The sequence below is a fragment of the Enterobacter cloacae complex sp. IR5418 genome (assembly GCF_049238105.1).
Taxonomy (GTDB): domain Bacteria; phylum Pseudomonadota; class Gammaproteobacteria; order Enterobacterales; family Enterobacteriaceae; genus Enterobacter; species Enterobacter hormaechei.
On sequence record NZ_JBMKHS010000017.1, the window covers coordinates 17,380 to 38,965 of the forward strand.

At 54.5% G+C, this 21,586-nt stretch carries 26 protein-coding genes and 1 other annotated feature; of the genes, 9 read left to right on the forward strand and 17 right to left on the reverse strand.

Translation table 11 applies throughout. From position 1 onward, the window contains the following. Positions 1-7: 7 nt before the first annotated feature. Genes chuS through ACOTX7_RS14230 form a run of 4 tightly spaced genes read left to right on the forward strand, consistent with a single transcriptional unit; the run spans position 8 to position 3,615 of the window. Positions 8-1,036 (forward strand): hemin-degrading factor, encoded by a 1,029-nt coding sequence (gene chuS / locus ACOTX7_RS14215; RefSeq protein ID WP_221255857.1) that lies wholly within the window; start codon positions 8-10, stop codon positions 1,034-1,036. Then, entirely contained in the window at positions 1,033-1,851 is an 819-nt protein-coding gene (locus ACOTX7_RS14220; protein WP_221255856.1) for a heme/hemin ABC transporter substrate-binding protein, read from the forward strand. Before chuS ends, ACOTX7_RS14220 begins: the two co-directional genes overlap by 4 nt. Next, the gene (locus ACOTX7_RS14225) at positions 1,851-2,843 is read left to right on the forward strand and encodes a FecCD family ABC transporter permease (protein ID WP_213826662.1); all 993 of its coding nucleotides are present in this window, start codon (positions 1,851-1,853) and stop codon (positions 2,841-2,843) included. Before ACOTX7_RS14220 ends, ACOTX7_RS14225 begins: the two co-directional genes overlap by 1 nt. Next, positions 2,836-3,615, forward strand: coding sequence for a heme ABC transporter ATP-binding protein (locus tag ACOTX7_RS14230; RefSeq protein WP_221255855.1), 780 nt, complete (start codon positions 2,836-2,838; stop codon positions 3,613-3,615). The genes ACOTX7_RS14225 and ACOTX7_RS14230 overlap by 8 nt, the downstream gene beginning before the upstream one ends. Here ACOTX7_RS14230 and selO read toward each other — a convergent pair. From selO to thrS, 14 genes are all read right to left on the reverse strand, one after another. Beyond that, positions 3,612-5,054, reverse strand: a complete 1,443-nt coding sequence (selO, locus tag ACOTX7_RS14235) for a protein adenylyltransferase SelO (protein ID WP_221255854.1) — start codon at positions 5,052-5,054, stop codon at positions 3,612-3,614. The two genes, ACOTX7_RS14230 and selO, sit on opposite strands and share 4 nt — an antisense overlap. 61 nt (positions 5,055-5,115) lie before the next feature. Continuing rightward, positions 5,116-5,829 (reverse strand): EAL domain-containing protein, encoded by a 714-nt coding sequence (locus ACOTX7_RS14240; RefSeq protein ID WP_221255853.1) that lies wholly within the window; start codon positions 5,827-5,829, stop codon positions 5,116-5,118. A 292-nt stretch (positions 5,830-6,121) separates the two neighbouring features. After that, positions 6,122-6,586, reverse strand: a complete 465-nt coding sequence (locus tag ACOTX7_RS14245) for an NlpC/P60 family protein (protein ID WP_006809071.1) — start codon at positions 6,584-6,586, stop codon at positions 6,122-6,124. Positions 6,587-6,658: 72 nt separating this feature from the next. After that, complete coding sequence (gene btuD, locus ACOTX7_RS14250) at positions 6,659-7,414, reverse strand: vitamin B12 ABC transporter ATP-binding protein BtuD (RefSeq protein ID WP_047354039.1); 756 nt, start codon at positions 7,412-7,414, stop codon at positions 6,659-6,661. Next, positions 7,414-7,965, reverse strand: a complete 552-nt coding sequence (locus ACOTX7_RS14255) for a glutathione peroxidase (RefSeq protein WP_221255852.1) — start codon at positions 7,963-7,965, stop codon at positions 7,414-7,416. Before ACOTX7_RS14255 ends, btuD begins: the two co-directional genes overlap by 1 nt. A gap of 91 nt (positions 7,966-8,056) precedes the next feature. Next, positions 8,057-9,037: a vitamin B12 ABC transporter permease BtuC gene (gene btuC / locus ACOTX7_RS14260; protein WP_221255851.1), complete on the reverse strand. Its 981-nt coding sequence runs from the start codon at positions 9,035-9,037 to the stop codon at positions 8,057-8,059. Positions 9,038-9,140: 103 nt separating this feature from the next. Continuing rightward, on the reverse strand, positions 9,141-9,440 hold the full coding sequence (gene ihfA / locus ACOTX7_RS14265; protein ID WP_003857805.1) for an integration host factor subunit alpha: 300 nt from the start codon (positions 9,438-9,440) through the stop codon (positions 9,141-9,143). 4 nt (positions 9,441-9,444) lie between these two features. After that, on the reverse strand, positions 9,445-11,832 hold the full coding sequence (pheT, locus tag ACOTX7_RS14270; RefSeq protein WP_221255850.1) for a phenylalanine--tRNA ligase subunit beta: 2,388 nt from the start codon (positions 11,830-11,832) through the stop codon (positions 9,445-9,447). Between the two features lie 15 nt (positions 11,833-11,847). After that, positions 11,848-12,831, reverse strand: a complete 984-nt coding sequence (pheS, locus tag ACOTX7_RS14275) for a phenylalanine--tRNA ligase subunit alpha (RefSeq protein WP_029740434.1) — start codon at positions 12,829-12,831, stop codon at positions 11,848-11,850. 62 nt (positions 12,832-12,893) lie between these two features. Next, positions 12,894-13,018 (reverse strand) — a sequence feature (Phe leader region). Then, entirely contained in the window at positions 12,969-13,013 is a 45-nt protein-coding gene (gene pheM, locus ACOTX7_RS14280) for a pheST operon leader peptide PheM (protein ID WP_001386830.1), read from the reverse strand. It overlaps the preceding feature by 45 nt. 117 nt (positions 13,019-13,135) lie before the next feature. After that, entirely contained in the window at positions 13,136-13,492 is a 357-nt protein-coding gene (gene rplT, locus ACOTX7_RS14285) for a 50S ribosomal protein L20 (RefSeq protein WP_000124850.1), read from the reverse strand. 50 nt (positions 13,493-13,542) lie between these two features. Further along, positions 13,543-13,740 carry a 50S ribosomal protein L35 gene (gene rpmI / locus ACOTX7_RS14290; protein ID WP_001124225.1) on the reverse strand — a complete coding sequence of 66 codons (198 nt, stop codon included), beginning with the start codon at positions 13,738-13,740 and terminating at the stop codon, positions 13,543-13,545. Positions 13,741-13,837: 97 nt separating this feature from the next. Beyond that, on the reverse strand, positions 13,838-14,380 hold the full coding sequence (gene infC, locus ACOTX7_RS14295; RefSeq protein ID WP_023616141.1) for a translation initiation factor IF-3: 543 nt from the start codon (positions 14,378-14,380) through the stop codon (positions 13,838-13,840). A 3-nt stretch (positions 14,381-14,383) separates the two neighbouring features. Continuing rightward, positions 14,384-16,312 (reverse strand): threonine--tRNA ligase, encoded by a 1,929-nt coding sequence (gene thrS / locus ACOTX7_RS14300; protein WP_006809077.1) that lies wholly within the window; start codon positions 16,310-16,312, stop codon positions 14,384-14,386. 322 nt (positions 16,313-16,634) lie between these two features. Between thrS and yncL the strand changes: the two genes are divergently transcribed. Both yncL and yniD read left to right on the forward strand, forming a co-directional pair. Further along, positions 16,635-16,727 carry a stress response membrane protein YncL gene (yncL, locus tag ACOTX7_RS14305; RefSeq protein ID WP_071850029.1) on the forward strand — a complete coding sequence of 31 codons (93 nt, stop codon included), beginning with the start codon at positions 16,635-16,637 and terminating at the stop codon, positions 16,725-16,727. 97 nt (positions 16,728-16,824) lie between these two features. Continuing rightward, positions 16,825-16,932: a small membrane protein YniD gene (gene yniD / locus ACOTX7_RS14310; protein ID WP_023324498.1), complete on the forward strand. Its 108-nt coding sequence runs from the start codon at positions 16,825-16,827 to the stop codon at positions 16,930-16,932. Between the two features lie 146 nt (positions 16,933-17,078). On the opposite strand, the gene ACOTX7_RS14315 is transcribed toward yniD, so the two are convergent. Next, positions 17,079-17,312: a hypothetical protein gene (locus ACOTX7_RS14315; RefSeq protein WP_006809078.1), complete on the reverse strand. Its 234-nt coding sequence runs from the start codon at positions 17,310-17,312 to the stop codon at positions 17,079-17,081. Between the two features lie 263 nt (positions 17,313-17,575). Then, positions 17,576-18,334, reverse strand: coding sequence for a DUF481 domain-containing protein (locus ACOTX7_RS14320; RefSeq protein WP_205924026.1), 759 nt, complete (start codon positions 18,332-18,334; stop codon positions 17,576-17,578). Between the two features lie 295 nt (positions 18,335-18,629). On the opposite strand from ACOTX7_RS14320, the gene pfkB reads away from it, so the two are divergent. The 3 genes from pfkB (at position 18,630) to ACOTX7_RS14335 (ending at position 20,910) form a co-directional block, all read left to right on the forward strand. After that, positions 18,630-19,562, forward strand: coding sequence for a 6-phosphofructokinase II (gene pfkB, locus ACOTX7_RS14325; RefSeq protein ID WP_221257233.1), 933 nt, complete (start codon positions 18,630-18,632; stop codon positions 19,560-19,562). Between the two features lie 91 nt (positions 19,563-19,653). Then, entirely contained in the window at positions 19,654-19,944 is a 291-nt protein-coding gene (gene ghoS, locus ACOTX7_RS14330) for a type V toxin-antitoxin system endoribonuclease antitoxin GhoS (RefSeq protein WP_006809081.1), read from the forward strand. A 105-nt stretch (positions 19,945-20,049) separates the two neighbouring features. Continuing rightward, the gene (locus ACOTX7_RS14335; RefSeq protein WP_006809082.1) at positions 20,050-20,910 is read left to right on the forward strand and encodes a fructosamine kinase family protein; all 861 of its coding nucleotides are present in this window, start codon (positions 20,050-20,052) and stop codon (positions 20,908-20,910) included. Between the two features lie 33 nt (positions 20,911-20,943). Here the strand turns inward: ACOTX7_RS14335 and ACOTX7_RS14340 are convergent, their stop codons facing one another. Further along, positions 20,944-21,480 (reverse strand): YniB family protein, encoded by a 537-nt coding sequence (locus ACOTX7_RS14340; RefSeq protein WP_006809083.1) that lies wholly within the window; start codon positions 21,478-21,480, stop codon positions 20,944-20,946. Between the last annotated feature and the right edge of the window lie 106 nt (positions 21,481-21,586).

Genomic DNA, 21,586 nt, shown 5'->3' on the forward strand with positions numbered 1-21,586 from the left:
TAAGATTATGGGTCACTACACACGCTGGCTTGAGCTTAGAGAGCAACATCCGGGTAAGTACGCCCGGGATATCGCCGGATTAATGCACATCAGCGAAGCAGAGCTGGCATTTGCGCGCGTTGGCCACGACGCCTGGCGGCTGCGCGGTGAAATCCGCGAGATTCTGGCAGCGCTGGAGTCCGTGGGGAAAACCAAATGCATCTGCCGTAACGACTACGCCGTTCACGAACAGGTCGGGGCGTTTACTCACCAGCACCTCGGCGGCCATGCCGGGCTGGTGCTGAATCCGCGCGCGCTGGATTTGCGTTTATTCCTCAACCAGTGGGCGAGCGCGTTTCACATGAGTGAAACGACCTCCCGCGGCGAACGTCAGAGCATTCAGTTCTTCGATCATCAGGGCGACGCGGTACTGAAGGTCTACACCACGGATCGCACTGACGTCGCCGCCTGGGGCGACGTGTTGACCCGTTTTATCATAGCCGATAACCCCGCTCTGGCGCTGAAGGCTGTCGATGCCCCTGCGCATTCCGACGTTACCGATGGAGGCACGGTAGAGAAAGAGTGGCGCGCCATGACCGACGTACATCAGTTCTTCAGCTTATTGAAGCGCCATAACCTGAGCCGCCAGCAGGCGTTTCGTCTGGTGAGTGACGATCTGGCCTGTAAGGTGGATAACAGCGCGCTGGCACAGCTGCTGGAGACGGCACGACAGGATGGAAACGAAATCATGATCTTCGTCGGCAACCGCGGCTGCGTGCAGATCTTCACCGGTGTGGTGGAAAAACTGACGCCCATGAAGGGCTGGCTGAACATCTTCAACGCCACCTTTACCCTGCATCTGCTGGAGGAGACTATCGCGGAGACGTGGGTAACGCGTAAGCCAACGGCGGACGGACACGTTACCAGCCTGGAGCTGTTTGCTGCGGATGGCACCCAAATCGCCCAGCTCTACGGCCAGCGTACCGAAGGCGAGCCGGAGCAGAGCCAGTGGCGTCGGCAGATTGATGCCCTGACGCCAGAAGGGCTGGCCGCATGAAAAACTGGTTTGCCCTGCTCTGCGCACTGCCGCTGGTCGCCGTCGCCGCGCCGGAGAGAATCGTCGCCCTCGGCGGCGACGTGACGGAGATCGTCTACGCCCTCGGCGCGGAGTCTTCTCTGGTTGCGCGCGACAGTACCAGCCGGTGGCCGCAGGCGACAGACGCGCTGCCTGACGTCGGGTATCTCCGCCAGCTCAACGCGGAGGGCATATTGTCCGTGCGCCCGACGCTGGTGCTGGCAAGCGACCAGGCGCAGCCTTCTCTGGCGCTGAAACAGGTTGAGCAGAGCCACGTCAGGGTGGTTACCGTCCCCGGCACGCCTGACCTGCGCGCGATTGACGAAAAAGTGCGGGTGATAGCCCAGGCGACGCATCATGAGGCTCAAGGGGAAACCCTGCGCAACTCGCTGCGTCAGGCGCTGGCGGCACTGCCCTCATCAACGCTCAACAAGCGGGTGCTGTTTATCCTCAGCCACGGCGGAATGACCGCAATGGCGGCCGGGCAACAGACCGGCGCGGATGCGGCAATACGTGCCGCCGGGTTGCAGAACGCCATGCAGGGCTTTACCCGCTATCAGCCGCTTTCCCAGGAGGGCGTGATGGCCAGCCAGCCGGATCTGGTGGTGATTTCGCAGGACAGCCTTAACGCGCTGGGCGGCGAAGAAAATCTGTGGAAACTGCCCGGTCTGGCGCAAACCCCTGCGGGACGACGCAAACAGGTGCTGGCTATTGATGACATGGCCCTGCTGGGCTTCAGCGTCCGCACGCCGAAAGCCATACAACAGCTACGTGCCAGAGCGGAGCAACTGCCCTGATGTCCCGGCGCATCACGCTATCGTTATGGCTTCTGGCGGGGTTGCTTATCCTTATGACGTTCATGGCTACCGGTTTTGGGGCGTTACGCCTGCCGGTGAACGTGCTGTGGAGCGGCAGCGATGAGACGCTACGCCAGATCTGGCTCACCATCCGTTTGCCCCGCGTGCTGCTGGCGCTGGTGATTGGCGGGTCGCTGGCGCTCGCCGGCTGCGTCATGCAGGGGCTGTTCCGCAATCCGCTGGCCGACCCGGGCCTGCTCGGGATCAGCAGCGGTGCGGCGCTGGCCGTCGCCCTGTGGGTGGTGCTTCCGCTCTCGCTGCCCGCGCTGGTAATGCTTTACGCCCCTATGCTGGCGGCGTTTCTTGGGGCGCTGGCAGCCACAGGCGTGATCTTCCTGCTCAGCAAACAGCGTGACACCTCTCTGTCACGTCTGTTGCTGGTGGGTATCGCCATCAATGCCCTGTGCGGTGCGGCAGTGGGTGTGCTTTCTTGGGTCAGCAATGACACCCAGCTTCGTCAGCTTTCACTCTGGGGAATGGGAAGTCTCGGTCAGGCGCAGTGGTCAACGCTGTTAGCCGTGACCTCGCTGATGGTGCCTGCCGTTCTGGCGATCTGGCGTTGTGCCAGCGCGTTAAATTTACTGCAACTGGGTGAAGAGGAAGCGCATTACCTTGGCGTGGACGTTGCCCTTGTACAGCGAATATTACTGTTATGCAGTGCCCTGCTGGTCGCTGCGGCTGTCGCCGTCAGCGGCGTGATTGGCTTTGTCGGCCTCGTGGTGCCGCACCTGGTGCGCATGTGGCTGGGCGCCGATCACCGGGCAACCCTCCCCGGCACGGTACTCGCGGGTGCTTTACTGCTGCTGGTGGCGGATACGGTAGCGCGCACCCTGGTCGCCCCGGCAGAAATGCCGGTCGGCCTGCTCACCAGTATCCTTGGTGCCCCCTGGTTCTTATGGCTCATCTTTCGTCGTGGAGAACAGCATGGCTAAACGTTATACGGCTGAAAATCTTATTTTTACCCGGTCTGGCCGCACGCTGACAGATAACGTCTCGCTGTCACTGTCGCAGGGAGAGCTGGTCACGCTGATCGGCCCCAACGGCGCGGGGAAATCCACGCTGCTGCGTCTGCTGACCGGCTACCTGAAACCGGACAGCGGCGGCTGTTCGCTGGCGGGGAAAGCGTTGAGTGAATGGCATCCGGAGACGCTGTCCCGCTATCGGGCGGTGATGCGTCAGCATTCTCAGCCTGGATTTGACTGGCTGGTGGAGGAGATCGTTGGAATGGGGCGTGCGCCCTGGACGCGTCAACCTGAACCGTCGATTGTGCGTGAGGTGATGCACCTGACCGGTTGTCTGCCGCTGGCTGGCAGGTCCTGGCATGCCCTCTCGGGCGGCGAGCAGCAGCGCGTCCAGCTTGCCCGCGCGCTGGCACAGCTGTGGCGTGACGGCACGCCGCGCGGCTGGCTGTTTCTCGACGAACCCACTTCTGCGCTGGATCTCTATCACCAGCAGCATCTGCTGCGCCTGTTGAAATCGCTGACCCGTCAGGGCCATCTTCACGTCTGCGTGGTACTACACGATCTCAATCTCGCCGCGTTATGGTCGGACCGGATCCTGCTGTTACACAACGGCGCAATAGTTTCTCAGGGCATGCCGGAGACGGTTTTGCAGGCCGACGCGCTGGCGCACTGGTACGGTGCGCAGGTGCACGTCGGCAAACATCCGGCGCACGCTGCGCCGCAGGTTTTTCTCGCCCCTTAGCTTGAGCAGCTTACTTCCAGCCGCTTGCCCCAGTCCGGCGGACGGCTGACATAGTCATCCTCCCGGTCGGCAAACGGCGTGCGCAGGGCGATGTGCAGCCGATGCAGCTCGGTATAGTCCCCCTGCTCTGCCTGCTCAATGGCCCGCTGCGCCAGCCAGTTGCGCAACACCATCGCCGGGTTAACCGCCTTCATCTGCGTCTGGCGGATATCATCATCAATCTGTTCCTGCTGCAAACGCGCCCGGTAAGCGGCAAACCAGTCATCAAACGCCTGTCGGTCAATGAATTCGTCACGCAGCGGTGAGGCGGCGCTCTGCTGCGCGGTCTGGCTCAGCATACGGAAAGTTCGGGTATAGTCGCTGCCTTCACGCGCCATGATGGCAAACAGCCCATTCAGCAGTTCGTTATCGCCTTTTTCCTGCGTCATCAGCCCCAGCTTGTTGCGCATTAACACACCGTATTCCCGCAGCAATACTTCCTGATAGCTGTCCAGCGCATCGTTCAGGGCATCGACGTCGATAAACGGCGACAGGCTTTGCGCAAGCCGCTGAAGGTTCCACAGCCCCACCGCGGGCTGGTTGTCGAAACGGTAACGTCCCTGATAGTCCGAATGGTTACAGATGTAACCCGGCTGATAGTCATCAAGGAAGCCGTAGGGACCATAGTCAAACGTCAGCCCCAGCAGGGACATGTTGTCGGTATTCATCACGCCGTGGGCAAAGCCGACGGCCTGCCAGCGGGCAATCATTGAGGCGGTGCGCGCGACAATATCGCGGAACCAGAGAACATAGCGGTCCGGTTCGTTTTGCAGGTGTGGCCAGTGACGGCGAAGGGCGTAATCGGCAAGCTGGCGGACCTTATCCGGCTCGCGGCGATAGTAGAAGTGTTCAAAATGGCCGAAACGCAGATGGCTTTCCGCCACGCGGATCAGCATTGCCCCTCGCTCCATCGTCTCGCGGGCCACCGGCGTGTCGCTGGTGACTATCGAGAGCGCGCGTGAGGTGGGGATCCCCAGAGCATGCATCGCCTCGGAAGCCAGGCTTTCACGGAGGGTTGAACGCAGCACCGCGCGGCCATCCCCCATGCGTGAGTACGGGGTCAGTCCTGCTCCTTTCAGGTGCCAGTCGAGCGTTTCGCCATTCGGCAGAACCTGTTCACCCAGCAGAATGCCGCGACCATCGCCGAGCTGTCCCGCCCAGACGCCAAACTGATGTCCGCTGTAGACCTGAGCCAGAGGCTTCATGCCCGGAAGCAGCGTTTCACCGCCCCAGACGCCAGCGCCTTTTTCTGGCTGAAAAAGGGTCGCAGGGATGCCAAGCGAATCCGCTAACGCTTCGTTATGCCAGATAAGACGCGCGTTCTGTAAAGGCGTTGGCTTAAGCGCGGTGTAAAAGCCGGGTAATTCATCGTGCCAGTGGGCAGTAAAAGACAGGGTCATAAGTCCTCCTGCTTTAAGTGTAGAGGGTTTCCCTGGACGTAAACACGGGCGAAGAAAGGGGTTATTGCTGAACGAGGGTCGTAACCCGCTCTGCCGGAACGGCAGGCCACAGGCTTCCCTGCATTGCACCAAAGTTGAAGGGCAGTACGCGTTGTAAGATGCCATGATCGTCAATGCCCGAAACCATGACCGACTGACAATGCGGCGCGATCTGCCAGAGAATAGCGCGCATAAAAGGCTCAAACGAGAGTGCCGGAACGCGCTGCTGGATAAAGTTTTTATCCAGGATCACTCGTTTGAACAGACCGTCATAAACCGGTTTGAGGGACGCAGCCCCTGCACCAAAGTTAGCCAGCACTAAGGGGAATTGGATCGCCATTCTTGCCAGGTCGGGATCGTCTTTCCCGTTATTTAAACCTGGATAGTTCTCATTAACAGTAAACTCAAGAAACGGATAACGCTCAAGGATTGAAACAGCGTTCTCATTAGTTAATAAAAACTCAATAATTGCAGGTGTAATATTGATCCATGCAATTAACTGATGCTGAATAAAAAATAGCTTACAGGTATCGAGTAATTGCAGTTTTTCCTTAAACAGCACTAATTCATCTTCCCGAGAAAGATGTGGGATAACCAGTTCAGTCGGGATCCGTACGTCCGCACCCACGCCAGTAAAGTTAACCAAAATCTCTAAACCTTTAAGCAAACCTGCACTATCACGCGCCGGAAGCAGTAAAAGTTCAGACTGGTAAGCATTATCTAGCGTAATAATCATCGCGCTTGTCCTGCATTAAAGATGAGAGAGAACATCCTGAAGCAATTGCAGGCACAATTCCACTGTCTTGATTTTAATAAGATTAATTTCATTCTTTCCGTATTAATTTTCAGATTTTTCCCTGAATCTAAAATAATCTTATCCTGGTTATTGAATAATAGCCAGTTTTAGATAAAACAGGCACATGCCGACATAAATAATTGGGCGAAAATTTTACTTTAATCAACCGATGAGAAAAGCCTGACGTCTATTTTCGCCGCCAGGCCCTGCGCACTGCATCTTTATGCAGCGGTTAAATACGTCTGGCCTGCCAGAAGTTTTTCCGCCAGTAAACATTATCGAGAGAGGAGCGCATCACGCCACGGCTGGTCGAGGCATGAATGAACTGATTATCGGTGTCATAAATACCCACATGAAGGCCGCTTTCGCCAGAACCTGTTTTAAAGAAAACCAGATCGCCCGGCAGGAGATCGTCTTTATCGATTTCAGTGCCGATTTCCGCCTGCATTCGCGTTTCACGCGGAAGCTGGAGGTCAAATTTATCGCGGAAGGTCATCAGCACGAACCCTGAACAATCCACCCCGCCCCGGCTCATGCCGCCGTAGCGATAGGGGGTGCCGCGCCAGTTACTGAGCTGATCGTTCAGGCTGGCAATGACCGTAATGGAATCAGAAAGCCGTGGGTTGGGCGGAGGTGCACGATGGCTGCTGCATCCTGCAAGAAAGAGCGCCGCAACAAGGAGAAACCAGAATCGCATTTCAGACGAATCCTCTGCTTTTTTTGTTCTTTCGGTAATTTAGCCTGCATCTATGCAGCTGTGCAAGAAAGGTTATTCCTGCGCCGTGGAAATAAGCATCTTGTGGCCTTCAATATCCAGCCTCCGGAACGACATGTGGTAAGCACTCGCAAGATTGGCGGCCGTCAGCACGCTATCACGCGTGCCGCTGGCAATCAGCTTGCCACGCGCCAGCAACCACACCCTATGCGCGTGACGCAACGTATGGTTTAAATCATGGCTGCTCATCACAACGGTTATGCCCTTGCGACAGAGCGCGCTGAGCAGGGTATCCAGCGCGGCCTGCTGGGCAACGTCCAGCCCGCTCATCGGCTCGTCCAGCAGCAGCAACCGCCCGTGAGGATTTCCGGACGGATGGATCTGAAGGATGACGGCGGCCAGGCGTACGCGCTGCCACTCGCCGCCGGAAAGCTGGCTCGCCTGTCGGGTAAGCTTATCGTCTAACCCGAGCGCCGCAGCAACCTCAGTAAGCAATCCCGTCTGATTTTTATCAGGCAGATGCAGCGTCAGGTAGTGCCAGACGGGCATCGCAAAGGGCGGGACCTGCTGCTGAACCAGGTAGCTTCGACGGGAGGCGAGCGTAGCGGGTAGCCAGTCGACGAGCGATTGCCCGAGAAAGGTAATCTCCCCTTCCCCGGTGGTCAGCCCCGCCATGCGCGCCAGCAGTGTGCTCTTTCCGGCGCCGTTTGGCCCAACCAGGTGAAGGATTTCACCGGCGTTGACCGCGGCGGTGACAGGCTCAAGACGTCCCTTCCCGGCAACGTCTGTGAGCTGCATCAGCAGCGTCATTATTTCGCCAGCGCCAGCTTGATAGATTCCATCACGATAGGATCTTCAGGCGTCATGTCCGGCGAAAAACGCTGCACGACCTGACCGTCACGGCCAATCAGGAATTTTTCGAAGTTCCACAGAATATCGTCCGGATAGAGCGGCGCGCGGCCTTTACTCGCCATTCGCTCATAGAAACCACTCTCTTCAGGCGCAACGGCGGTCGGCGCCGCGGCCACCAGTTTGGCGTACAGCGGATGACGGTCTTCCCCGTTCACGTCAATTTTGCTGAACATCGGGAACGTCACGCCATAGGTTGTGCTGCAAAAGGTCTTAATCTCCGCTTCGCTGCCCGGCTCCTGGCCCAGGAACTGGTTGCACGGGAAGCCGAGGACGGTAAAGCCGTCTTTTTCCCAGGCCTTATGAATGTTTTCCAGCTGTTCATACTGCGGCGTCAGGCCACATTTCGACGCCACGTTCACGATGAGCAGCACTTTGCCCTTGTAGCCTTCCAGCGTGGTTTTCTCGCCGTCAATGGTCGTCACTTCGGTATTCAGAATATCAGACTGCATAGCATTCCCTCAGGTTGACTTACAGGTATACCCGTCATACTTCGAGTTGCAGATGCGTTGGCTGCAACTCGAATTATTTAGGGTATAGTAATTAACGTCCAGCTTTTAATAGTAGCCAGATAAAGACCGGCGCGCCCAGCGTTGCGGTCACCACACCTATGGGTAACTCAGCGGCCGTCAGGGCGAGTCGGGCGATGATATCGGCAATCAGCAGCGTTGCCGCCCCGGCAACCGCCGAGGCCGGGAGCAGGGTTCGGTGATCCGTAATGCCGCACAGGCGCAGCATATGCGGGATCACCAGCCCAATAAAGCCAATCGCCCCCGCCAGCGCCACGCTTACACCCACCATCCAGCCAATAGCGATAACCAGCACGTTACGCCAGAATCCAATCGGCATTCCGAGCTGGCGAGCAGACGTTTCGCCCAGCGCGAGAATATTGAGCGGCTGCGCCTGGAACGCCGTCCACAGAATGATCGGGATCAGGAGCATCATCAGCCACCCCTGACGCCAGTCAACGCCCCCAAATCCCCCCATCATCCAGTACATTAACTGGCGCAAATCAAATGAGGTGGAGAAGTAGACGGCCCAGGTCATGAGTGCACTACAGATGATCCCCAACGCTACCCCGGCAAGCAGCAGCCGACTGGTGGATAAGTGGCGACGCGCAAAGCGCAGGAGGATAAGGGTGATCAACAGCGCGCCAAGAATGGCGCTGAGGCTAATCCCCCAGGCGGAGAGTTCGCCTCCCCCCAGCATCACGGCGGCGATAAGCCCGACGCCTGCGCCATTCGACACCCCGAGAAGCCCGGGTTCCGCCAGTGGGTTTTCAAACAATGCCTGCATGATGGTGCCGCACAGCGCCAGCGCAGCGCCGACTAAAAGAACAGCCAGCGTCCGCGGCAGGCGGATCTGCCAGACAAACAGCTGTCCTTCAGGCGTAGACCAACTTTCCGGCCCGAGCCACCGCTCGCCCGCACACAGGCTGACCGTGGTGGCGACAATCAACAGCACCCCGAGCAGACACAGGCGTTGGAGATCGGAGCGGTGCTGGCGACGGGCAAAATCAAGCATAGACGATAGGTTATCCGGTTGAGATATCATTGATTTTACGGCGGGTTTAGCAACTAGCGCAAAGAAAAAAGGCCGCGTGAGCGGCCTTTTTAGTTAGTTCATATTACTCTGCTTTGGGCGTTGCGTTTTCGACACGGCTTTTTAACTTCTGTCCGGGTCTGAAGGTCACCACGCGGCGGGCTGTAATGGGAATATCTTCCCCCGTCTTCGGGTTACGGCCCGGACGTTGGTTTTTGTCTCGCAAATCAAAATTGCCAAAGCCGGAGAGTTTTACCTGCTCACCATTTTCCAGAGCACGACGGATCTCTTCGAAAAACAGCTCTACCAGCTCTTTGGCATCCCGTTTGCTAAGCCCAAGCTTATCAAACAGATATTCTGACATTTCAGCTTTTGTAAGCGCCATAGGTTCAATCCCTCAATGATGCCTGGAATCGCTCTTTTAATGCCTCTACACATTTGGCGACGGTAGCGGCAATCTCCTCTTCTTCGAGTGTACGGCTGGTATCCTGAAGGATAAGGCTAATAGCGAGGCTCTTGAAACCTTCTGCTACGCCCTTGCCGCGGTACACGTCAAATAAGTTTACGCCAACTACCTGATTTACGCCAACTTTCTTACATTCGGCCAAAATATCTGCTGCGGGCACATTTTCAGCGACCGCAACCGCGATATCACGGCGGTTTGCCGGGAAGCGTGAGACGTCCTGCGCCTGAGGAATGACGCGGTCTGCAACCGGGTTCCACTCCAGCTCGAATACGATGGTACGGCCATTCAGATCCAGCTTACGTTCCAGCTCCGGGTGAACAACCCCAATGAAACCAACGCGTTTGCCGTCTAAATAAATCGCCGCACTCTGGCCCGGATGCAGGGCTGGAATCGCTTCTGCGCGGAATTCAATTTCGGATAATTTACCGGTCAGATCGAGAATCGCTTCCAGATCGCCCTTCATATCGTAGAAATCAACCGTCCCTTTTGCCAGGTCCCAGTGCTCTTCATAGCGGTTACCGCTGATGGCGCCAGCCAGCATGAGATCCTGACGGATGCCTAAATTCGCCTGAGTATCCGGTACAAAGCGCAAACCGCTTTCGAAAATACGTACGCGGTTTTGCTGACGGTTCTGGTTATAAACGATAGTGCCCAGCAGTCCCGTCCACAGGGACAGACGCATTGCTGACATCTCGCTGGAAATCGGGCTTGGCAGGATCAGCGCTTCCTGACCCGGGTGGATCAACTGTTGCAGCTTAGGATCAACGAAGCTGTAGGTGATCACTTCCTGGTAGCCTTTGTCGTTCAGCATGGTTTTCACACGCTTCAGAGACAGATCGGCTTCGCGATGGCTACCCATCACCAGACCCGCCTGTACCGGCTCGTCAGGGATGTTGTTGTAGCCGTAAACGCGGGCCACTTCTTCCACCAGATCTTCTTCGATCTCCATATCGAAACGCCAGGATGGCGCAACGGCTTTCCACTCGTCCTGGCCTTCAGTCACTTCACAGCCCAGACGCGTCAGAATGTCAGTCACCTGCGCATCGGCAACGTGGTGACCAATCAGACGATCCAGCTTGCTGCGGCGCAGGGTAATGGTTGCACGCTTCGGCAGCGTCGCTTCGCTGGTCACATCGATAACCGGACCCGCTTCGCCGCCGCAGATGTCGATCAGCAGACGAGTCGCACGCTCCATCGCTTTGTATTGCAGCGCAGGATCCACACCACGCTCGTAGCGGTGAGAGGCGTCAGTGTGCAGGCCGTGACGGCGTGCGCGACCGGTGATGGAGAGCGGGCTGAAGAACGCGCATTCCAGCAGGACGTTTTGCGTCTCGTCGTTGACGCCAGAGTGTTCGCCGCCGAAGATACCGCCCATCGCCAGCGCTTTGTTGTGATCGGCAATCACCAGGGTGTCGGCGCTCAGTTTCGCTTCGCTGCCGTCCAGCAGCACCAGGGTTTCGCCCTCTTTCGCCATGCGCACCACAATACCGCCTTCGATACGATCTTTATCGAAAGCGTGCATTGGCTGGCCCAGCTCCAGCAGAACGTAGTTGGTGACGTCAACCACTGCGTCGATAGAACGGATACCGCAACGACGCAGCTTCTCTTTCATCCACAGCGGGGTTGGCGCTTTAACGTTGATGCCTTTCACCACACGACCGAGGTAGCGTGGGCAGGCCTCAGGCGCGTCGACCTGAATCGGCAACACGTCACTGATGGTCGCCTCAACCGGAGCAATCTCCGGCACGTTCAGTTCGGTCTGGTTCAGCACGGCAACGTCGCGGGCCACACCGATGATGCCTAAGCAGTCAGCACGGTTTGGCGTGACGCTGATTTCGATAGTGTTGTCATCAAGCTTCAGGTATTCACGAATATCGGTACCGATAGGTGCATCCTGCGGCAGTTCAATAATGCCGGAGTGATCGTCGGAAATACCCAGCTCGGAGAAGGAGCACAGCATGCCTTCAGACGGCTCGCCGCGCAGTTTGGCCGCTTTGATTTTGAAATCGCCCGGCAGTACCGCACCGACGGTCGCCACAGCCACTTTCAGGCCCTGACGGCAGTTTGGCGCACCGCAGACGATATCCAGCAGACGGTCACCGCCCACGTTGACTTTTGTTACGCGCAGTTTGTCAGCGTTAGGGTGCTGACCGCACTCCACCACTTCACCCACCACAACGCCGGTGAAGGCGCCAGAAACAGGATCCACGCCATCAACTTCCAGGCCCGCCATGGTGATCTGGTTGGAAAGCGCTTCGCTGTCCAGCGTGGTGTTAACCCATTCGCGTAACCACAGTTCACTGAATTTCATTGTTCTGTCCTGCCCTTATTTAAACTGTTTGAGGAAACGCAGATCGTTTTCGAAGAACGCACGTAAATCGGTTACGCCGTAGCGCAGCATGGTCAGACGCTCCATGCCCATACCGAACGCGAAGCCAGAGTACACTTCCGGATCGATACCCACGTTGCGCAGTACGTTTGGATGCACCATGCCGCAGCCTAGCACTTCCAGCCATTTGCCGTTTTTACCCATCACGTCAACTTCCGCAGACGGCTCGGTGAACGGGAAGTAGGACGGACGGAAACGAACCTGCAAATCTTCCTCAAAGAAGTTATTCAGGAAATCGTGCAGCGTGCCTTTCAGGTTGGTGAAGCTGATGTTTTTATCAACAATCAAACCTTCCATCTGGTGGAACATTGGGGTGTGGGTCTGATCGTAATCGTTACGGTATACGCGACCCGGCGCGATGATACGGATCGGCGGAGCCTGATCCTTCATGGTACGGATCTGAACGCCGGAAGTCTGAGTACGCAGCAGACGGGTGGCGTCGAACCAGAAAGTGTCGTGGTCAGCACGTGCCGGATGATGGCCAGGAATATTCAGGGCATCGAAGTTGTGGTAGTCATCTTCAATTTCCGGGCCAGTCGCCACGGTAAAGCCGAGCTCACCGAAGAAACTTTCAATACGATCGATAGTACGGGTAACCGGATGCAGACCGCCGTTTTCAATACGACGCCCCGGCAGAGAAACGTCAATCGTTTCTGCCGCCAGACGCGCATTCAGTACTGCGCTTTCCAGCTCGGCTTTACGCGCGTTCAGCGCCTGCTGTACCTGCTCTTTGGCTTCGTTAATCACTGCACCGGCTGCCGGGCGCTCCTCTGCTGGCAGTTCACGCAGGGTTGTCATCTGAAGGGTCAGGTGCCCTTTCTTGCCCAGATATTCGACGCGGACATTGTCTAACGCGGCAACATCTGAGGCCTGGTTAATGGCGGCCGTTGCACTGGCAACCAGCTCTGCGAGATGTGACATGGTTTTCCTCATTATGTCGGTGCAGACACCGAATTGTTGGACGTATTCTCTCAAATTCAGGCACAAAAAAAGCCTCCATCGGGAGGCTTATCTGGCGCTGTTTTTCGTTTCATCTTTCACGCGCTAGCCTCCTGAAGTCAGGTGCTAAAGTAAAAGAAGAAGCGGAAAATAGCAGCATTCATGCTTGCGTTACCTTGTAGGGTAAAAACCGTTAAGACCTTATTGAAAAGCCTGGACGGATAAATGTCAATCTTCTGATGGTGTTAAATGAAAAGAGGAGGCAAAGCCCCCTCTCTCAACTGGCTTATGCCAGTGCTGCTTTCGCTTTTTCGACCAGAGCGGTGAACGCTACTTTGTCGAATACTGCGATGTCAGCCAGGATCTTACGGTCGATTTCAACAGAGGCTTTTTTCAGGCCGTTGATGAATTTGCTGTAAGAAATACCGTTCTGACGTGCTGCTGCGTTGATACGCGCAATCCACAGTTGACGGAACTGACGCTTACGCTGACGACGGTCACGGTAAGCGTACTGACCTGCTTTGATAACAGCCTGGAAGGCAACGCGGTATACGCGTGAACGCGCACCGTAGTAGCCTTTAGCTTGTTTCAAAATTTTCTTGTGACGTGCACGTGCAATTACACCACGTTTTACGCGAGCCATGTGTGCTCTCCTGTATCTATTCTAAGTTAAAAAAGTTAAACGTTAACGACTTATGCGTACGGCAGGCACGCGATGACCAGGCCCAGATCGCCTTTAGAAACCATGGCTTTTGGACGCAGGTGACGTTTACGCTTGGTAGCTTTCTTAGTCAGAATGTGACGCAGGTTAGCGTGCTTGTGCTTAAAACCACCTTTACCGGTTTTTTTGAAGCGCTTAGCAGCACCGCGTACGGTCTTAATTTTTGGCATTTTAATAACTTCCACTTCGCATTGTTAAATAAACGAAACATAGGCGAACAAAACCTATGGGGCCCGAAGGCTCCACAGATTTTGCTGCTTGAAGGCCTTACTGTTTCTTCTTAGGAGCGAGCACCATGATCATCTGGCGGCCTTCGATCTTCGTAGGGAAGGATTCGACTACTGCCAGTTCACTCAGATCGTCACGGACGCGGTTAAGCACTTCCATACCAATCTGTTGGTGGGCCATCTCACGACCGCGGAAACGCAGCGTGATCTTGGCCTTATCGCCATCTTCCAGAAAGCGAATCAGGCTGCGGAGTTTTACCTGATAATCGCCATCGTCGGTACCAGGACGGAATTTGATTTCCTTAACCTGGATAACTTTTTGCTTCTTCTTCTGTTCCTTAGAAGACTTACTCTTTTCATAAAGGAACTTGCCGTAGTCCATGATACGACAAACTGGCGGTTCGGCGTTAGGGCTGATTTCAACTAAATCTACTCCAGCTTCTTCAGCCTTTTCGATCGCTTCTCTCAGACTCACAATCCCCAGCTGCTCGCCTTCCAGACCTGTTAAGCGAACTTCCTGGGCGCGAATCTCGCCATTGATACGATTCGGACGTGCCGTTTGAACTCGTTTTCCGCCTTTAATACCTTATTCCTCCAGTTGTTGAAGACTGCGGCTGCGAATCTCTTGTTGCAGCTTCTCAATCACTTCACTTACGTCCAGGCTCCCCAGGTCTTTACCACGGCGGGTGCGAACGGCAACTTTGCCTGCTTCCACCTCTTTATCACCACAGACCAACATATACGGGACACGACGTAAAGTGTGCTCGCGGATTTTAAAGCCAATCTTCTCATTTCTCAAGTCTGCTTTTACGCGAATGCCCGCATTTTGTAGTTTCTGCGTCAATTCTTTAACGTAATCCGCCTGAGAATCGGTAATGTTCATCACGACTACCTGCACTGGCGCAAGCCAGGTTGGGAAGAAGCCCGCGAACTCTTCGGTCAGGATGCCAATGAAGCGCTCCAGGGAACCGAGAATCGCACGGTGAATCATAACCGGTACCTGACGCTCGTTGTCTTCGCCAACATAAGAGGCGCTTAAACGCTGCGGCAGGGAGAAGTCCAGCTGTACCGTTCCGCACTGCCATGCGCGATCGAGGCAGTCATACAGGGTAAATTCAATTTTCGGACCGTAGAATGCGCCCTCGCCCAGCTGATATTCGAACGGAATCCCGTTCTCTTCCAGCGCCACGGCGAGATCCGCTTCTGCCCGATCCCATGTCTCATCGCTGCCGATACGTTTCTCCGGACGCGTTGAGAGTTTGACCACGATCTTCTCGAAGCCAAAGGTACTGTACATATCGTAGACCATACGAATACAGGCGTTAACTTCATCACGAACCTGATCTTCAGTACAGAAGATATGCGCATCATCTTGGGTAAAGCCACGAACACGCATCAGACCGTGCAGCGCACCTGATGGTTCGTTACGGTGGCAGCTACCGAACTCCGCCATACGCAGCGGCAGATCGCGGTAGGATTTCAGACCCTGGTTGAAGATCTGAACATGACCCGGGCAGTTCATTGGCTTGATGCAGTATTCACGGTTCTCAGACGAGGTGGTGAACATCGCATCTTTGTAGTTGTCCCAGTGGCCGGTTTTTTCCCACAGCACACGGTCCATCATGAACGGGCCTTTCACTTCCTGATACTGGTACTCTTTCAGCTTGGAGCGCACAAAAGTTTCCAGTTCACGGAAGATTGTCCAGCCGTCGTTATGCCAGAACACCATCCCCGGCGCTTCTTCCTGCATATGATACAGGTCAAGCTGCTTACCGATTTTACGGTGGTCACGCTTAGCCGCCTCTTCCAGGCGTTGCAGGTACGCGTTCAGGGCTTTCTTATCGGCCCACGCGGTACCATAGATACGCTGCAACATTTTGTTGTTGCTGTCGCCACGCCAGTAAGCGCCTGCGATTTTCATCAGTTTGAAGTGATGACAGAAGCGCATATTCGGCACGTGCGGTCCACGGCACATGTCGACGTATTCTTCGTGATGGTACAAGCCAGGCTTGTCATCATGAGCGATGTTTTCATCCAGAATCGAGACTTTGTAGCTCTCGCCGCGCTTCACGAAGGTCTCACGCGCTTCGTGCCAGCTGACTTTTTTCTTGATGACATCATAGTTAGTTTCGGCGAGCTCATGCATACGTTTTTCGAGCGCGTCGATATCTTCCTGGGTCAGGGTGTGGTCAAGGTCAACGTCGTAGTAGAAACCGTTGTCGATAACCGGGCCGATCGCCATTTTGGTGTTTGGCCACAGCTGCTTGATAGCATGACCCAACAGGTGCGCGCAGGAGTGACGAATGATCTCCAGACCTTCTTCGTCTTTCGCGGTGATGATCGCAAGCGTTGCATCGCTTTCAATCAGATCGGACGCGTCTACCAGCTCACCGTTTACGCGGCCTGCAATGGTTGCTTTTGCAAGTCCAGGACCGATATCCAGGGCAACATCCATTGGGCTAACAGCGTGGTCGAAATGGCGTTGGCTGCCATCAGGAAGAGTAATTACAGGCATTTTATATCCTTATTTGCAGTGATGCCCCACACATAAGAGCATATGCAAAGAAAATAATCGTGATTAAACAGTAGATTACGAAACCATCTGACCAACAATCGTCAAATTGGTTCGTCATCATGCACCTGCCGATTTCAGAATAGTGCGGGTTTACGGCAAGCGATGTAATGGTAACACTATTACCAGGGCGAATGCACCTTCTGCGACCGTTTTGAACCTCTCATCCTTGCGAATGGGAACATGAATTGTCGCGACCAGACGCTCGCATTCCAACAGTGCTGAGCTATTCTTGAACAGGTCCTAAACATCTAAGGGGTATCACATGAATGTATCCAGCAGAACCGTTGTGATATTAAATCTACTTTCCGCTGCCGGTCTGATATTGATTCTGGCCGACAGATTCCATTGGTTTTAAGCCGAACCGGTGTTCTGGCATAACCTGACGTTCCGGTTGAGCGCTTTCTGGCGCAAGCTTTGGTAGACTAAGGGTATCTACTGACAAGGATTAGGTTATGCCAACAAAAAAATTTGCCGTTAAGCACTGGAAAATGGTCGTGGTGTTAATTGCTATTTGCGGCGCGATGTTGCTGCTGCGCTGGGCCGCTATGATATGGGGCTAATATTGTCAGCGAAAGCGTGACGTATTTGCTGAATAAATTTTAATTATCTTTACGTTAATTTAGAGGCAAAAACCGGTACATCATAATCCGGTTTTCGACAGGTTGTAACAGCATTTATATTCCATCACAACGTGGCCGTTGAATTATCAGGACCACTCACCCGCCACCAGCTTGTGCACATCAAAGGCATCATTCATTGACTGGCCGGTAGACTGCGAGCCTGGGGCAATGTTGGAACCCGCTTCAACATCAGAGGCTTTAGCGATCCCGATTTGGCCGTTAACGTCACTGGCAGGTGGCGCCATATTATCAGCAGCAAATACGCCAAATGAAAGTGCGGAAAGCACCATCGCTGCTGTAGCAGTTTTGATTTTTTTCATAATTTTATTCTCATACTTAATTAATGCAGAAATGCCTGAGGCTTGTTTTTGCCTGTGCCGTAAGTGTAGATCTGGATCACACTTTTGCCTAGTCAAATTATTTATCAATTCGTGTCAAATAAACTGAATAAGCGCTGCGCGGCTAATTATGGAGAAATTATGAAGATGAAACCAAACCCATTATTTTAAAACGCCGTTTAATATAAATAAGCACAGTTTCAGAAAATAAAAAACGGGCCGGGAATAGTCCCGGCCCAACGAAACTACATTTTATAGCCTAATGAAATCGTGGTTCTGCGATCGGTATGTTCCGGCGCAGAATCAGGCGGTGACGAGTTCCAGGTTACGTTGTACGCCACCTTGAGTCCAAAGTGTTCGTTGATGGCCACGTTCAACGCGCTTTCAGAGTTCAGGGTGGTATCTTCAGCACCAAACACCGACACACCCTGGGTGAATTTTGCATTGTCCGTCATCTGCCATGCGTAAGTGCCCGAGGCATAACCCAGCGGCTGGGTTTCATCCTCGCCATTGGTGTACTCGTCGTAACGGACACCCGGACCGAATTCAAAACGCAGGCTGTGCACGGGTCCGTTCAGGAACTGACGACCATAACCCGCCGTCACGACATCACGCTGGCGATAACCGTTGTAGCGGTCAGTCAGCCAACTCGCCTGCCCGAACAGGTAATCATAATCGGTCATGTTATAACGGCTACGTCCGCCTGCTGCGTATTTCTCCGATGAGCGTTCATCGTTAGCAGACGTGTTGCTGGCATTTCCCCATAGCGACCAGGCCGTTGTGTTGCCGTACCAGGTCAGGGTGCTGTCTGCGGTCAGGGAGGAGCTTTTCGTGTTACCGGATTGCGCCAGGTATCCCGCATTCAGGTTACCTTCAAAGGGTTTTTTGGCAGTGGAGGGATCGTCCATGACAGTAAAAACGGTATCATCGGCGGTTGCATTCATTGACACAAATACGCCACCCGCCAGCATCAGTGCTGCGGGTACTGTCTTCAAAAGCTTCATTTTATTTAAGGAGTCCGTACAACATAAAAAGAGACCGTCACGGTCTCGGAAACTTTCTTGCGGATCAATGACAAGGCGACCATAGAAAGGTAACAAATTATAAAAAGCCGCAAATAACATAGCAATAATTTCTTCTTTCATTTTTTGAATAAGAACGATCTCAAAACGCGTTTTATTTTATATGCCCCAAGAAGGTTATTTGTCAGCATTCATTTTAAAATCATACTGTTATTTACGTTGCCTTCCTGCCAAACGGTGCCAGGCTTAAAAGAACCCATGCTAAAAGGAGGTTATGATGGCTTCAATTTATACGCTGACGCTCTCCCCTTCCCTCGACTCCGCGACGATGACGCCGCAAATCTACCCGGAAGGTAAGCTACGCTGTAGCGCCCCGGTGTTTGAGCCGGGCGGCGGCGGCATTAACGTGGCGCGCGCCGTTACCCATCTCGGCGGAAAAGCCACCGCCATTTTCCCTGCTGGCGGTGCTACGGGAGAGCATCTGGTTGCGTTGCTGGCAGATGAACAAGTTGCCGTGGACACCGTAGACGCCAAAGACTGGACCCGACAAAACCTGCATGTCCATGTTGAATCCAGCGGCGAACAGTATCGTTTTGTTATGCCGGGAGCGAAGCTGAGCGATGATGAGTTTCGTCAACTGAAAGAGAAAGTGCTGACCATTGAAAGCGGGTCATTGCTGGTGATCAGCGGTAGCCTGCCGCCGGGCGTCAAAACAGAAAAGCTGACGGGGCTGGTTCAGGCGGTGCTCCAGCGCGGCATTCGCTGCATTGTCGATAGCTCAGGCGACGCTCTGAAAGCGGCGTTAGAACCCGGCCAACTTGAACTCGTCAAACCTAACCAGAAAGAGCTTAGTGCGCTGGTTAATCGCGAACTTAACCAGCCTGATGACGTGCGTACTGCCGCAGAAGAGCTGGTACGTACCGGCAAAGCGCATCGCGTTGTGGTCTCTCTTGGTCCTCAGGGTGCGCTGGCCGTCGACAAGACGGGCTGTGTGCAGGTCGTCCCTCCACCGATGAAAAGCCAGAGCACCGTGGGTGCAGGTGACAGTATGGTTGGCGCGATGGTGCTGAAGCTGGCGCAGGGCGCTTCGCTTCTGGAGATGGCACGCTATGGCGTCGCGGCAGGGAGTGCAGCCACCATCAATCAGGGAACGCGTCTGTGTTCGCTTGCGGATACGCAGAAAATTGTCGATTACCTGGCGAGAAGCTGAACGTATTTCCCCTTCCTGTGGAGGGGGAAGTCGCCAAATATGGCTCATCGACTATGCTAAGAAAACTTTCAGGATAACAACGAGGTGAAATATGAGCAGTGGTGATATCACCCGCTACGTCGTAACGGTCAATATTCATGAAGCATCGCTGACCGAACTGAATGAACTCAACAATGCGTTCACGCGGGCAAATTTTCAACTTACGCTGACGGACGATGAAGGCAATATTCATGACCTCGGCTCGCTGGCGTTTGGCCTGATAAGCCCGCTAAGTCAGGAAGAGGTGAAGGCGCTGGCCAGTAGCCTGGTGGAAAGCGTGACTGACAAAGCGACGGAAATTGACGTGGATAGCTGGGAAAACTGGCATAAAAAAGAACAATAAGTGCCCTGTACAAAATTAAACCGCTCAGTTGTGCGTTAGTTCCTGTTTTTTTATGGGCGTTCTGCGCTAACTTTATGATCTGGCAGACAACATGGGAGAGACATCATGTGGCAGGCTATCAGTCATCTTTTAAGTGAGCAACTGGGTGAAGGTGAAATTGAACTGCGTAACGAACTGCCAGGCGGAGAGATCCATGCCGCATGGCATTTACGTTACGCCGGGCGCGACCTTTTCGTTAAGTGTGATGAACGCGAATTGCTCCCCATTTTTACTGCCGAAGCCGATCAGCTTGAGCTGTTATCGCGCAGTAAAACCGTCACCGTGCCGCAGGTTTTAGCCGTCGGCAGCGATCGTGACTATAGCTTTCTGGTGATGAACTATCTTCCGGCGCGTCCTCTGGACGCCCATAATGCCTTTATTCTCGGGCAACAGATTGCCCGTTTGCACCAGTGGAGCGATCAACCTCAGTTCGGGCTCGATTTCGACAATGACCTCTCCACCACGCCGCAGCCAAACGCGTGGCAGCGCCGGTGGTCGACATTTTTCGCTGAGCAGCGCATCGGCTGGCAGCTGGAGCTGGCCGCTGAAAAGGGATTAGCGTTCGGCAACATCGATGCGATTGTTGAACACGTTCAGCAGCGTCTGGCTTCACATCAGCCTCAGGCGTCCCTTCTGCACGGTGATTTATGGTCGAATAACTGTGCGCTCGGGCCTGATGGCCCCTATATATTTGACCCGGCCTGCTACTGGGGCGACAGAGAGTGTGACCTCGCGATGCTGCCGTTGCACCCTGAACAGCCGCCGCAAATTTATGATGGCTATCAGTCTGTCTCGCCACTTCCCCTGGATTTCCTTGAACGACAGCCGGTTTATCAGCTGTACACCTTGCTAAACCGGGCTATTTTGTTTGGCGGGAACCATCTGGTCAATGCCCAGCGGGCGCTGGATCGTATTCTGGCGGCATAGCGGGAGGGGGCAACATCACGCCCCCTTTAGCATTTACAGGAAGCCCAGCAGCGTAAAGAAGAAATACCCGGCCACAATGATAACGATCGGCAGGACGTAGAGCGGGAAAAACTGCACAAAAATGGTATGACGCGGAACGACAATGCGCGATTCAATCTGCTCGCGGCTCATCCCGTCCGGGCCTTTCGCCTTCTCAAGTATCAGTTGATCTTCCACCCCTTCGCGTAAAAAGCGGGTCTGGCGGCTCATGCGCGCGCCGGAGGCCTGCAACGCCATCGCGATGAATATTAACGCATAGATTATCCAGAATCCGATATTAAGCTGGTTGTGAAAATCCGGCGTGGGCGAGTTGAACCAGAAGACGTTCAGGAACGGGGTGTTGAACCGCATCATTTCAATCATGACGTGGGCAAAATCAAGCATGACGGCATTAATGCCCGGCTGTTTTTCGCTGTGATCGTACATAAATTTGAGTACGGAGATCAGCGTTGAAATCAGGGCGGGAATGAAAATAACCCAACCAGCAATACGTTTTAAGACCGCGATGCGTCCAGCCTGTTGATACGTCATTCGTTCCTCTTCATAAAGACGCGTTATTTGTGCCTAAGTCTACCTGCTGTCGGTCATTTTCGCCCGATCTTTGAATACAATATGCTAAATTGCTTGTGCTTAGCAC